The sequence below is a fragment of the Fulvivirga maritima genome (genome assembly GCF_021389955.1).
Lineage (GTDB): Bacteria > Bacteroidota > Bacteroidia > Cytophagales > Cyclobacteriaceae > Fulvivirga > Fulvivirga maritima.
Genome location: NZ_CP089980.1, coordinates 4,541,889 through 4,554,475 on the forward strand (window position 1 = coordinate 4,541,889; position 12,587 = coordinate 4,554,475).

At 38.4% G+C, this 12,587-nt stretch carries 10 protein-coding genes; 5 read left to right on the forward strand and 5 right to left on the reverse strand.

Annotated features, from left to right (window positions below; translation table 11 throughout):
* The first annotated feature begins 19 nt into the window (after positions 1-19).
* The 5 genes from LVD15_RS19215 (at position 20) to LVD15_RS19230 (ending at position 5,811) form a co-directional block, all read left to right on the forward strand.
* Positions 20-2,308 (forward strand): GH92 family glycosyl hydrolase, encoded by a 2,289-nt coding sequence (locus LVD15_RS19215; RefSeq protein WP_233776831.1) that lies wholly within the window; start codon positions 20-22, stop codon positions 2,306-2,308.
* Positions 2,309-2,369: 61 nt separating this feature from the next.
* Positions 2,370-2,678, forward strand: a complete 309-nt coding sequence (locus LVD15_RS27155) for a hypothetical protein (RefSeq protein WP_306416733.1) — start codon at positions 2,370-2,372, stop codon at positions 2,676-2,678.
* Positions 2,605-3,639 (forward strand): glucose/galactose MFS transporter, encoded by a 1,035-nt coding sequence (gene gluP, locus LVD15_RS19220; protein WP_306416734.1) that lies wholly within the window; start codon positions 2,605-2,607, stop codon positions 3,637-3,639. Before LVD15_RS27155 ends, gluP begins: the two co-directional genes overlap by 74 nt.
* A 157-nt stretch (positions 3,640-3,796) precedes the next feature.
* Positions 3,797-4,687 carry an ROK family protein gene (locus LVD15_RS19225; protein ID WP_233776832.1) on the forward strand — a complete coding sequence of 297 codons (891 nt, stop codon included), beginning with the start codon at positions 3,797-3,799 and terminating at the stop codon, positions 4,685-4,687.
* A gap of 494 nt (positions 4,688-5,181) precedes the next feature.
* Complete coding sequence (locus LVD15_RS19230) at positions 5,182-5,811, forward strand: hypothetical protein (protein ID WP_233776833.1); 630 nt, start codon at positions 5,182-5,184, stop codon at positions 5,809-5,811.
* Here the strand turns inward: LVD15_RS19230 and LVD15_RS19235 are convergent.
* The 5 genes from LVD15_RS19235 to LVD15_RS19255 all read right to left on the reverse strand — a co-directional run bounded on the left by LVD15_RS19235 (position 5,801) and on the right by LVD15_RS19255 (position 12,577).
* Positions 5,801-6,634, reverse strand: coding sequence for a polysaccharide deacetylase family protein (locus LVD15_RS19235; RefSeq protein ID WP_233776834.1), 834 nt, complete (start codon positions 6,632-6,634; stop codon positions 5,801-5,803). The two genes, LVD15_RS19230 and LVD15_RS19235, sit on opposite strands and share 11 nt — an antisense overlap.
* A 114-nt stretch (positions 6,635-6,748) precedes the next feature.
* Complete coding sequence (locus tag LVD15_RS19240; protein WP_233776835.1) at positions 6,749-7,114, reverse strand: hypothetical protein; 366 nt, start codon at positions 7,112-7,114, stop codon at positions 6,749-6,751.
* 42 nt (positions 7,115-7,156) lie between these two features.
* A complete protein-coding gene (locus tag LVD15_RS19245) occupies positions 7,157-8,113 on the reverse strand; it encodes a hypothetical protein (RefSeq protein ID WP_233776836.1) in 957 nt (318 codons plus the stop codon).
* A 239-nt stretch (positions 8,114-8,352) separates the two neighbouring features.
* Positions 8,353-10,269, reverse strand: coding sequence for a glucosamine-6-phosphate deaminase (nagB, locus tag LVD15_RS19250; RefSeq protein ID WP_233776837.1), 1,917 nt, complete (start codon positions 10,267-10,269; stop codon positions 8,353-8,355).
* 151 nt (positions 10,270-10,420) lie between these two features.
* Complete coding sequence (locus LVD15_RS19255) at positions 10,421-12,577, reverse strand: glycoside hydrolase family 3 N-terminal domain-containing protein (protein WP_233776838.1); 2,157 nt, start codon at positions 12,575-12,577, stop codon at positions 10,421-10,423.
* Between the last annotated feature and the right edge of the window lie 10 nt (positions 12,578-12,587).

The window sequence follows — 12,587 nt, forward strand, 5'->3', positions numbered from 1 at the left end:
ATAAAATAAGGTGAAATTCATGAACAGATTTTTATTACTTGCTGCCGTAGTATTTTTTATAAGCAGCTGTCAGAAAGAAACTCAGGAAACATCAACCAGGGCAGATGAAACCTCTCAAAACTATACTCAATATGTAGATCAATATATTGGTACAGGTTTTCATGGCCATGTTTTTATGGGGGCTAATGTTCCTTTTGGTGCAGTACAGTTAGGACCTACAAACCTTACTGAAGGTTGGGATTGGTGCTCTGGCTATCATTATAGCGATACTACAGTAATTGGTTTTGCGCATACTCACCTTAGCGGTACAGGTATTGGAGATCTTGGTGATATATTATTGATGCCTACCAGTGGAGATGTGAATTTAAATCGAGGATCAATAAAAGATTCTACTCAGGCAGAAGGTTATGTAGGGTTTTACAATCATGAAGATGAAACGGTAAGGCCTGGATACTACAGCGTTTGGATTGATAAATATGATGTGAAAGCTGAGCTTACTGCTACTACAAGGGCGGGAATGCAGCATTATAAATATGAGAAAGAAGGTCCTTATAATGTAATTATTGACCTGGAAAGAGGAATTGGCTGGGACAGACCCGAGAAGACTTACATAGAGCAAATAGACGATAAAACCATAAAAGGCTACCGTTACTCAAAAGGATGGGCGGTAGACCAGAAAATATATTTTTATATGCAGTTTTCTGCTCCAGTTAGCAAGATAGTTACAGATAAGGATGGAAATCTGGAGGAAATAAAATCCTTAGAAGGAGAGAGGTTAAAAGCGGCCATTGTTTTTGATGAATTACCAGAAGGAGAAGTGACCATTAAAACTGGTGTTTCTGCGGTGAGTGTAGAAAATGCTCAGGAAAATTTAGAAGCAGAAATTCCTGCCTGGGATTTCGATCAGGTGGCCACTGCTGCTGGAGAGGCCTGGAATAAGGAATTGTCTAAAGTAAAAGTGAAGCTGCCTACAGAAGAACAGATGAAGATTTTTTATACTTCATTATATCATACCATGGTGGCGCCATCTATTTTTAGTGATGTAAATGGTGAGTATAGAGGGGCTGATGCTAAAACTTATAAGGATACCACTTTTACCAACTATACCACTTACTCTCTTTGGGATACCTATCGTGCAGCGCACCCACTTTTTACGCTTACGCAAAAAGATAAGGTAGAAGATTTTGTTAAAAGCTTCCTGAAAATTTATGAGCAGCAAGGGAAATTGCCTATCTGGCATTTGGTAGGTAATGAGACAGACTGTATGGTAGGCTACCCGGGCATACCAGTAGTGGCAGATGCTTATTTCAAAGGCTTTGATGTAGACGGAGAGCTCGCTCTGGAGGCAATGAAAGCTTCTTCTATGCGTGATGATTACGGAATGAAATTCATTAAAGAAAGAGGCTATATACCTGCAGATTCTGTGAAAGAATCAGTAGCTAAAGCCCTGGAATATTGCCTGGCAGATAGAAGTATTGCTCAACTTGCCAAGTCTTTAGGTAAGGATGAAGATTATGAATATTACAATAAGCGGGCACACGCTTATGAAAGATATTTTGATAAAGAAACCGGTTTTATGCGAGCTGTTATGGCTGATGGAAGCTTCCGCACCCCTTTCAGTCCATTTAAATCTACCCATATGTGGGGCGATTATACTGAAGGTAACGGATGGCAATATACCTGGTTAGTACCTCATGATGTAGAAGGACTTATTGAGTTATTTGGTAGTGAAGTGGCATTTGAAGAAAAGCTGGACAGTCTGTTTATAGTAGAAGGAGACATGGGCGAGGAGGCTTCGCCAGACATATCAGGCCTGATTGGTCAGTATGCTCATGGAAATGAGCCGAGTCACCACGTAACCTATTTATATAACTATGTAGGTAAACCTTGGAAAACGGCTGATAAGGTGCGCTACATCATGGATAGTTTATACACTACAAAGCCAGACGGTATCTGTGGTAATGAAGATGTGGGGCAAATGTCTGCCTGGTATGTAATGTCTGCACTTGGCTTTTATCAGGTGAGTCCTTCTAATGGTCAGCTGGTATTAGGAAGCCCGCTGGTACAAGAAGCTACACTTGATATGGATGGAACAACCTTACATATTGAAGTAAAAAATAATAGTGCCGAAAATAAATATATACAGAACATATCATTGAACGGCAAAGCATATTTGAACTCATCAATAGCCTACTCAGACCTTGCTCAGGGGGGTGAATTAGTTATAGAAATGGGTAATACGCCTTCTAAAGAGTGGGGAGTAGCACCAGAGAATAGGCCTAAGTCTATACCTGCTCAGTTCCAATAAAATAAACTGCGGCTACTACCTGTTTTCCAAATAAAGAATAATGAAAGTTAAATAGTTAATTATGTCAGAAAACAAAGGAAACTTTTTCATGTCCATGTGCATAATAGGCACACTGTTTTTTACCATAGGGTTTGCAACATGGGTAAACGGAACTTTAATTCCTTATTTACAAATTGCCTGTCAGCTAGAGACAGAAATTCAATCGTATTTAGTGGCCACCGCTTTTTATATAGCTTATACTTTAATGGCGCTGCCTTCATCTTATTTACTGGGTAAGGTAGGTTATAAAAAAGGGGATGTCATTGTCATTAGTAGTGATGGCTATAGGTGCCATTATATTTGTGCCCGCCGCTACGGTACGGAGTTTTGACTTATTTTTGGTAGGCCTATTTATAATAGGGACAGGACTAGCGTTGCTACAAACAGCGGTAAATCCATATGTTTCTATCATTGGTCCATCAGAGAGTGCTGCTACCAGAATGAGTATTATGGGTATATCTAACAAAATAGCAGGTATTTTGGCTGGGCTGATTTTTGGATTTATTACTTTAAGTGATGTGGATGCAATAGAAGCATCATTGGCTTCAATGAACGCGGTGGAGCAGGCTGCTACGCTAGATGAATTAGCTTCAAGAGTGATAGTACCTTATTACATTATTGCCGCAGTGTTAGCTGTGCTTGCAGTAGTGATATGGATGTCTTCATTACCTGAAATACAAGGTGAAGAGGACGATGAAGAGGCTGTACCTGATAACGCTGCAGATACTTCTAAAAGCAGTATATTACAATTCCCACATTTATTATTAGGCGTGTTAGCACTGTTTTTATATGTAGGAGTGGAGGTAGTAGCCGGTGATACTATTATCAGTTATGGTAAGTCTTTAGATATCTCCCTTTCGGTAGCAAGATATTTCACGCAAATAACACTAGCTTGTATGCTATTAGGGTATATAGTAGGAATTTTTACTATTCCTAAGTATATTTCTCAAGCAAAAGCTTTGGCTATTTGTGCTATTTTAGGTCTGGTATTCTCTGTAGGAGCATTAGTAACTACTGGTTATGCTTCAGTAGCCTGTATTGCTTTGTTAGGATTAGCTAATTCACTGATGTGGCCTGCAATATTTCCTTTAGCGATATATAAACTAGGTAAATTCACCGCTCGTGGTTCAGCACTTTTAGTAATGGCCATATCTGGGGGAGCCATTTTACCATTAATTTATGGTACTTTTTCTGATATGTTTAATAGTCAGATAGCCTATGTAGTATTATTGCCATGCTATGCTTATATTTGCTTTTTTGCAATTAAAGGTCATAAAGTAGGATTAAAATAATTGAATTGATAATTATTAATTTTTTTTAGATTTGCAGTGTGTGCGCGCACAAAAATAATTTGCTTTTTAGGTAATTGAAATATATCTTCAAAACACAATTTAATGAGGATGGAACAGTGCCTGAGGTTTTTGAATTTTACTGGTAAAAAATAAAAATATGTCAAATAAGACACTTGTTGGAGTTGATATAGGGGGGACTAGCATCAATATTGGTTTGGTAGAAGCCGGACAATTAATTAAAAAATTAAAGGTTGCCACACCAGCACAAGAAGCTAAGGAAGTGGTGATTAAGGCTCTGCTCGATGGTATTGAGAACATAAAAGCCGGACATGAGGTGCAAGGGATAGGAATAGGAGTTCCGGGCTTATTAGACGCTAAACAGGGCATAATATATGATTTAGTAAATATTCCTTCTTGGGATGAAGTGCACCTGGCTAAGGAAGTGAGTGAGCACTTTGGCATAGAGGTATTTCTGGCTAATGATGCTAATTGCTTTGTGGTAGGTGAGAAGATTTATGGCAAAGGCAATAAATATAATAGTATAGCAGGAGTAACATTAGGAACAGGCCTGGGTATGGGTTTTGTATTTAATGAACAACTGCATAGCGGCATCATGTCAGCGGCGGGTGAAGTAGGAGCAATTCCTTATATGCTGCATAACTATGAGCACTACTGTAGTGGCAAGTTCTTCACAAGAGAATTTGGTCTTGATGGAAATGTGGTGTTTCAAAAAGCTTTAGATGGACATGCCGTTTCTAAGGGTATTTTTAAGCAATTTGGACTACATCTGGGGCATTTATTTAAGTATTTACTCCATATAGTAGCACCAGAGGCTATCTTCATAGGAGGCTCTATTAAAGATGCCTATCCGTTTTTCTCTGATGCCATGTGGGAGGTACTTCATACTTTCCCATACAAGAGGGTGGTGGATAATCTGATAGTAGAAAAATCTGAAATGAACGATGTCGCCATTATGGGAGCAGCAGCCGTTTGTGCAATGAACCTGAAACTGAAAGAGAAATCTGATGTCCCTGGTATAGTGCTTTAATTATCGTAAGCTGATCTGTTAAGGTCAAAACATATAGCCATAAGGCCGTCCTTTATTGAGGACGGCTTTTTTTGTGTTTTAGAAAACGGGGGTGGAATAGATGCTTATGTTTTATGGTTTTTCCATTAATCCTATTATTTGTAAAAACAATAATTGCTTAGTAAATAAGATAAAAAATAGATAAATTAAAATAATGAGTAGAATTTGAGTGCGATTTGATAGTTCACCAGTAATAATGACTTAAATTATAATGGTTGGATTATTTCTTAAATGAATTTAATCATGAGGCTTTTTAAATCACTTACTTCCCTTCATTCCTTGCGCATTACCAACAGAAGGATTTATGATATGAAATGTAGGTTAATGTGGATGTATTATTTATTGTTTCCTCCAAAAAGTATTATAGATAAGCGTAAACTCATCTCGGGTACTATTCCTGTAATCATCAATAACTTTAACCGCTATGCCTCCCTGAAAATTTTGAAAAATGGTTTATGACTTTAAAGAGTCACAAGACTTCCATTATTATAATCGATAATGCTTCCACTTTGCCGTCACTACTGACCTACTATAAGAAGATTTCTTCTCAAAAGAATATTCAGCTCATTAGACTTAAGAAGAATAGCGGACTTAACTGGATTCTTCCGGTGAGCATGGCCTTACGGCGTTTTGAAAAGTACATTGTGTCTGACGCTGATTTAATTCCATATGACAGTACTCCTGATGATATTATTGATAAGATGGAAAATACTTTGAATACCTATAGTCATATTAATCACGTGGGTGTATCTCTGGAGATAAATGACCTTCCCAATCATTATCCTTTAAAGAATAAGGTTATTGACTGGGAAGGGAAGTTTTGGGCAAATAAAATAACACCTGAACATTATATAGCTCCTGTAGATACCACATTTGGCATGTATAGAAAAAACTCATTAGTTACAGCCCTTACGCCTTCATTACGGTTAGACAGGCCCTACACATTTAAGCATGTTGATTGGTATATCAATCCAGAAAAATTAACACAGGAGGAAAATTTGATTGTTGAAACCAGCTCAGATTGTTCTACCTGGAACAGTATGTTAAAAGAGTATATTAAAAAGGAAGAGGAGCCTATTTCTTAAGCGGCTTTTTAAAGATATATCCTGATTGGAGCATATATTCTATGGTATGGTAGAATAGTTCTCCATTGTTTTCATAGTCATGAGTTAATAATATGTTGCTGGAGAGGTTAGATGTTTCTTTTTCTTTAAACGACGGAGTATATCCGGCATTTGGTCTTTTAGTTTCTAACAGAGCATAGGTGTTTTGTAAGGCGTTATTCAGGTCTTCATTATTCATGAGTTTATAATCCTCCAGGTCAAGGGTCCACATCCAGTCTCGGTCTCTTTTAAATTTTTCATAAAATGGATGATCTATATTAATTGAAGGTGGAGTATACCCTAAGCTTTTTAGGTGTTCTTGTACCTTATTGGCTCGAACCATTCCTTTTTCTTTTTTATGGCTATAGAAGGCGAGTGGCTTGAGCATTTTGTAGGCTAAGCGCTTCTTTCTTCCTAATTTAATTTCGTATATCTGATCAAAAGGGTAGAGGTTAAATCCAAACTTATAATCCCCTTTGTCACCAAAAGGAAATCGGAATACTTTAGGATAGCTTTTAATGCCGCAGCTTTGATACAGATCTGCAATAAGTTTATCAGCCTTGTTAATGTCTTCTAAACAGGCTTTGAGAGATAAGGAAGAGAAATGCTTGTGACTGTATGAATGGTTGCCAATGTGATATCCGTGTTCTATGGCATACTTAAGTTCTTCGGAAGCTCCAGGTATTTGCTGCCCAATACAGAAAAATAAGGCAGGAATTTTATTCTTCATCAGAAATTGAACCTTGTTCTTAAAATCTTTGGAAGGGCTATCATCAATAGTTAAATATACAGATTGGAAGCTCATGTAGAGGCTGGTTCAATGGTGGATCATCTCTCTACAATTTAGTCATTAATTGATTTTATACAAATGAAGCTCAATGACAGTAGGTGTGATGAGAGTCTCTACTGGCGCCTTAATTCAATATGCCCAACAATCTTTAGTCATATTACCATTGGTAAGGTCTAGCTTAAACCACCAACCAGATCGGCCAGATTTCTCGGCAAATTCGTCTTTACCAATGCACGCCACTCTTAGATCGGAGGCAGAGAGATACCAAAACCGGTAATGCGCCGGTGGGGGAACAGAAAACAGAAGCTCACCACGTAATGAATACCCTAGGAGCTTTTCTTCTTCAGGGGTGTAAGTGGTTATTAAAATGATTCCTTTCTCTTTATTGATGAGAGCATCTGCTACATCATTTACTTTTATGTGGTAGGCGTTGCCTTCAATTTCAAAACTGATTGAGCCTGATTCTTCATTGTATTCTAATTCATTACTTTTCATTTATTCTTAGGCCTTTTAAGTATTCTTTATGCTTAGAGAGGATTAATGCTCTTCTCTATTAATCATATCCTCTATATCAGAAGAATTGGTGTTATTACTGAATGCTTTAACTTCTTCAATCCATTTTTCTTCAAAATTTCTTCTTCCTTTTGCCGTAGTAATAGAGTAACAATAGGGACTGGTATCAAATGCGGAGATGAGTAATTTGTTTATTTCGTCTACACTCATTTTCGGTTTTGTAGGGTGTTTTTGTCGTTGTTCTATACCCAACAGAATGTTTTGCTGCACTTTAGGGTCTCTTTTTATTTCTTGCTCTCGGATCGAGTTCAGTATTAAAAACTTTGCAGGAATGGCTTCAGTCTGAAAGGCCTTTAACCTTGCATGACCATCAATAATAATATAAGCACTTAGGCAGGTTAAGTACCATACAAGCACTGGTGGACAAGCGTTTTCTCGTACGAGTTTACGATACCATTTTACTCTGCCGCTTTCAATATTGGGTTCATTTTTCAGGGCTATGATGTTCCCGTTTTTACCAATATCCCAATCGATCCACCTGGGGTTTTCAGTTACGTAGGCATCATCCAGGTCATAGATGATCTCAGAGGTGTTTGCTGCTCTATTTTCATAAGATGAGCCGATGGTAATAGTCCAAATGCCTTTTGATAAATAGGGATCATTTTTATCGCCTAACTGTTTGGCGAAGAAGCGAGACCAAAACCAGTAATATTCTTCATTTTTTGATTCTTCAACAGTGGCTGCGTTAATGGGAGCAACAGGCATGTCAGATAATTCCCAGTCTAATGGATTAATAAGCGCCCAAACACCCCAGTAATCACTACCAAATGTGCCCCATAGTACGGGCTGCGAATTATTATATAATTTGAAACGGCAGTTGTTGCCGGATTCGAGAAGGAAATTTGATTTGATATCTTCATTAATTTCTATTCTCAAGCCCATCCACACTTCAGAGTTGTTGGTAATATCTTTCCAGATCATAGTCACTTATTTGAGTCTGTGTGAGAAATCAGTTTGGTATGATTTCATGGTACAAGGCTACACAATGATTCAAATATTCACAAGGTAGAAGATGCTAATGGCGAGAGTATTAGGTGGCTAGGCTCTAGGGATATTGCCTTGAGGAGAGAAAGAATAGGAGGAATGTATAAAAAACAAAGGCTGCTTCATTCTCACCTTGAAGCAGCCTAAGACTAACATAACATTACCACTTAACAAAACTAAAAATGGTATCTTACAAAGGCCTCCATGGCCTCATACTCAGTTAAGCCGAGCTTATCATATAACTGAGCTGTGGTTCTATTCCGATCTTCTGCACGTTGCCAGAATTCTCGTTTATCATTACCTGGAAATACAGGTGAATCTTTCTGTGATTGGTGTTTGAAAATGGCCTTTCTCTTTCTCATTAGCTCTTCCGGGCTAATAGGGATCGCCATTTCAATATCTTCGATATCCCATTCTTGCCAAGCGCCTCTGTAAAGCCATACATAGCAGTCATCTAACCAAGCTTCTCCTTGCTCTTTTAACTGAGCTAAAGCCTTAAATATGGCGTCTAGACATACAGCGTGGGTACCGTGTGGATCTTGCAAGTCTCCTGCTGCAAATATTTGATGAGGTTTCACCTCTTGTAGCAGGTCTACTATTATTTGTACATCTTCCGGACCAATAGGCTTTTTCTTTACCTGACCTGTTTCATAAAATGGCAGGTTAAGGAAGTGTACATTATTTTCTTTTACTCCGCAGAATCTACAACCAGCTTCTGCTTCTCCTTTTCTAATAAGACCTTTAATGCTTTTTACTAAAGGATCATCTTGCTCACCTAGCTTTTTCTCGGCTAAGAATTGCTTAAGATCTTCGAATTTTTCAGGGAAATCTGATTTGATACCCATTGAATCCATAAAGTCTTTAGCGAAAGTGGCAAATCTGTAGGCATCATCATCAAATACGGCTATGTTACCAGAAGTTTGATAAGCTACATGTACGTCATGTCCTTGGTCTACCAAACGAAGTAGAGTGCCGCCCATAGAAATTACATCATCATCTGGGTGTGGGCTAAAAATAATTGATCTTTTAACCGCAGGATTACTTCTTTCAGGTCTGTTTTTATCGTCAGAATCTGGTTTACCTCCAGGCCATCCGGTTATGGTTTTTTGTATTTCTGCAAATACTTTAATGTTCAAATCATAAGCACTACCAGAATTTACTAAAAGATCCATTAGACCTGCTTCTTTGTAATCATCGTCAGTAAGCTTTAAAATAGGTTTGTCTATCTTTTGGCTTAACCAGGTTACCGCTCTTCTAGTAAGTTTTTTATCCCATTCTACCAGACTAACTACCCATGGCGTTTTATATCTGGCCAGGTTAGCAGCAGCTCTTTCATCTAATACCACGCTGGCATTAGGGTGTGTTTGTAGGAAAGATGCAGGTACCTCATCAGTAACTTTACCTTCTACCATTTCCTGAACAATTGGGGCTTTACCTTGTCCCCAAGCCACAAGAATGATCTTTTTAGCCTGCATAATTGTGCCTACACCCATAGTGATAGCACGAAGGGGAACAAACTCTTCTTTAATAAAATCCTTAGCTGCATCAGCCACAGTAAGCGGATCTAGTTTTACCATTCTGGTAGGAGAGGAGAGTGATGAACCTGGCTCGTTAAAACCAATGTGTCCGGTACGTCCTATACCTAAAAGCTGAAGGTCAAGTCCTCCTAGTTTGGCTATTTGTTCATCATAATCACGGCAGTAAGCTTTCACAGCGTCTAATGAAAGCGTACCATCAGGAATATGTATATTTTCTTTTTTAATATCTACATGATTAAACAGGTTCTCATACATGAAGTGTACATAACTCTGTAGAGAGTCTGGCTCCATAGGGTAGTATTCATCCAGGTTAAAGGTAACTACATTGCTGAAGCTGAGACCTTCTTCCTTGTGCATACGGATTAGCTCTTTGTAAATATTCAAAGGTGAAGCACCTGTAGCTAAACCCAGAACGGCAGGTTTGCCTTGTTCCTGTTTCTCTTTGATTAGGTCCGCAATTTCTTTTGCTACTACCTGAGAGCCGGTAGAGTCATCAGGAAATACGGTTACCGGTATTTTTTCTAAGCTCGTTTCGGAATAATTAAGTGCTGACATATTAAAGATTTTGATTAAAGAACCTGTCTTGTTATACAAATATAGTGTGTGCGCACACAAATTAAAAATTTTATTGCGTGTGCGCGCACAATTTTATTCAAATATTTTTGTTTTCGGTTTTATACATATAAAATAAATACGGTGCTGTTGCTTATTTAACATTAAAAGAAGCAACAAGTTTTTCATCTCTTGAATCACTGCCTAATACCACTTTATAAGTACCTGGGTACACTTTCCACTTTCCTTTTTTCAAATCCCATTTGCGTAATTCACTTACAGGAATACTAAGAGACACTTCTTCTTTACCATTAGCATTTACTTTTATTTTTTTAAAAGCTCTTAATTCTTTTAATGGCATACGATCCATTTCAGGATATTCAATATAAGCTTGTACTACTTCTTTGGCGTCAAATTTTCCGCTGTTGTTTACAGTTAAAGCAAATTCGATAGTATCATCGCTTTTATATTTTTTAGCCGGTTGTTTTTTCCACTCATAACTAAAGTCACCATAAGTTAACCCAAAACCAAACGGATACTGAACGTCTCCATCAAAATAACGATAGGTTCTGCCTTTCATATCATAGCTGGCATAGGGGGGTAGATCATCAAATGACTTATAGAAAGTAATTGGCAATTTACCTGATGGTGATGTCTCTCCAAAAATAATGTTAGCCAGGGCATTACCACCTTGCTCACCAGAGTACCATGCAAAGATTATGGCATCAGAATATGGCTCTATGGCCGAAATATCTACCGCACTACCAGCAGTAACCACCGTAATAATAGGTTTGTCATGCTTAGCTCTTAAAGCTTTAAGATATGCAATATGAGCTTGTGGAATGCTTAAATCCTTTTTATCTCCACCATTAGCAGCCAGGAAAGCATCTCCTTCTTCTCCTTCTAATACAGGGGTAAGGCCAATAACAGCAATTGTTAAATCACTATTTTCAGCAGCCCATTCACCGCCAAAGTGCGTGGTGTCTGTGTAGTTAGAACCCAGGTCATACTGTACCGCAGTTTCAGGACCAGCAGCAGCGGTAATACCTTCAGCATAAGTAACAATATTACTAGAGATTCCATGATAGTTACCCAACATAGCATCTAACGAGCCAGAGTTAGAACCCACTACCACCATGCTTCCGTATTCTTCTTTGTTAAGAGGCAGAAGGTTTTTATCATTCTTTAATAAAACCATACTCTCTTCTGCCGCTTGCTTGCTCAGTGCAACGTTTTGCGTATTATGAACATCGGCTTTTCCTAGTTTTGAAAAAGGAACAAGGTTTTGATCATCAAAAAAACCAAGTTTGAATAAAGTAGTAAGATTACCGGTAAGTGCTTTATCTAAGTCCTCTTCAGTAAGTAAACCTTGCTCAATAGCAGGCATAAGCTCATCTTGTAGTAGGTTAGAGCAATCCAGATTAACGCCGGCTTTCACAGCAGCTACAGCCACTTCAGTACCAGTACCCATTACTTTATGGCGCACATAAATATCTTCCAGAGCCCAGCAATCAGTAACTATATGGCCCTTAAAGTCCCACTCGCCTTTTAATATATCTTCCAGTAAAGTTTCACTGGTGCAGCACGGTTCGCCATTAACTCTGTTATAGGCACACATGATAGATTCTACTCCACCATCTACTAATTTTTCGAAAGCATATAAATAGGTCTCTCTTAAGTCTTTCTCATCTACTACCGCATTGAACTTGTGCCTGTCAGCCTCAGGTCCACTGTGCACGGCCAGGTGCTTGGCTGCCGATGACACTTTTAAATAGTTAGGATCATCTCCTTGAAGCCCTTTCATAAAGGCTAATCCCATTTGTGATGTTAAAAAAGGATCTTCACCATAGGTTTCTTGCCCACGGCCCCATCTCGGATCTCTGAATAAGTTTATATTAGGAGACCAGAAAGAAAGCCCCATATACTGAAGGTGTCTGTTTTTGGCTACAGCCAGGTTATATTTAGCTCTGGCTTCTGTAGAAATCACATCGGCCACTTCATGCACTAGCTCATCATTAAAGGTAGAGGCCATAGCGATGGCTTGTGGAAATACGGTAGCATTACCCGCTCTGGCTACACCATGTAAACCTTCATTCCACCAGTTATATTTAGGAATGCCGAGGCGTGCTACACCGTTATTGTTATATCCCATTAAGGATATTTTTTCTTCCAGGGTAAGTTCAGAAAGTAGTTGTGTAACCCTGGTCTGTGTAGATAGATTAGGGTTTCTAAAATCCTCCTGGGCTAAGCAAATGTAGGAGGAAAAGAGATAAAAAATTAAGATACATTTTTTGATTGTGTTCAAAGTCATTTTAAAAAGT

What these genes read in the sequence shown, in the direction of transcription:
- LVD15_RS19230 (WP_233776833.1), top strand. Translation starts at nt 5,182, where the DNA reads ATGACTTTAAAGAGTCACAAGACTTCCATTATTATAATCGATAATGCT.
- LVD15_RS19235 (WP_233776834.1), bottom strand. Translation starts at nt 6,634, where the DNA reads ATGAGCTTCCAATCTGTATATTTAACTATTGATGATAGCCCTTCCAAA.
- nagB (WP_233776837.1), bottom strand. Translation starts at nt 10,269, where the DNA reads ATGTCAGCACTTAATTATTCCGAAACGAGCTTAGAAAAAATACCGGTA.
- LVD15_RS27155 (WP_306416733.1), top strand. Translation starts at nt 2,370, where the DNA reads ATGTCAGAAAACAAAGGAAACTTTTTCATGTCCATGTGCATAATAGGC.
- LVD15_RS19255 (WP_233776838.1), bottom strand. Translation starts at nt 12,577, where the DNA reads ATGACTTTGAACACAATCAAAAAATGTATCTTAATTTTTTATCTCTTT.
- gluP (WP_306416734.1), top strand. Translation starts at nt 2,605, where the DNA reads ATGTCATTGTCATTAGTAGTGATGGCTATAGGTGCCATTATATTTGTG.
- LVD15_RS19245 (WP_233776836.1), bottom strand. Translation starts at nt 8,113, where the DNA reads ATGATCTGGAAAGATATTACCAACAACTCTGAAGTGTGGATGGGCTTG.
- LVD15_RS19215 (WP_233776831.1), top strand. Translation starts at nt 20, where the DNA reads ATGAACAGATTTTTATTACTTGCTGCCGTAGTATTTTTTATAAGCAGC.
- LVD15_RS19225 (WP_233776832.1), top strand. Translation starts at nt 3,797, where the DNA reads ATGTCAAATAAGACACTTGTTGGAGTTGATATAGGGGGGACTAGCATC.
- LVD15_RS19240 (WP_233776835.1), bottom strand. Translation starts at nt 7,114, where the DNA reads ATGAAAAGTAATGAATTAGAATACAATGAAGAATCAGGCTCAATCAGT.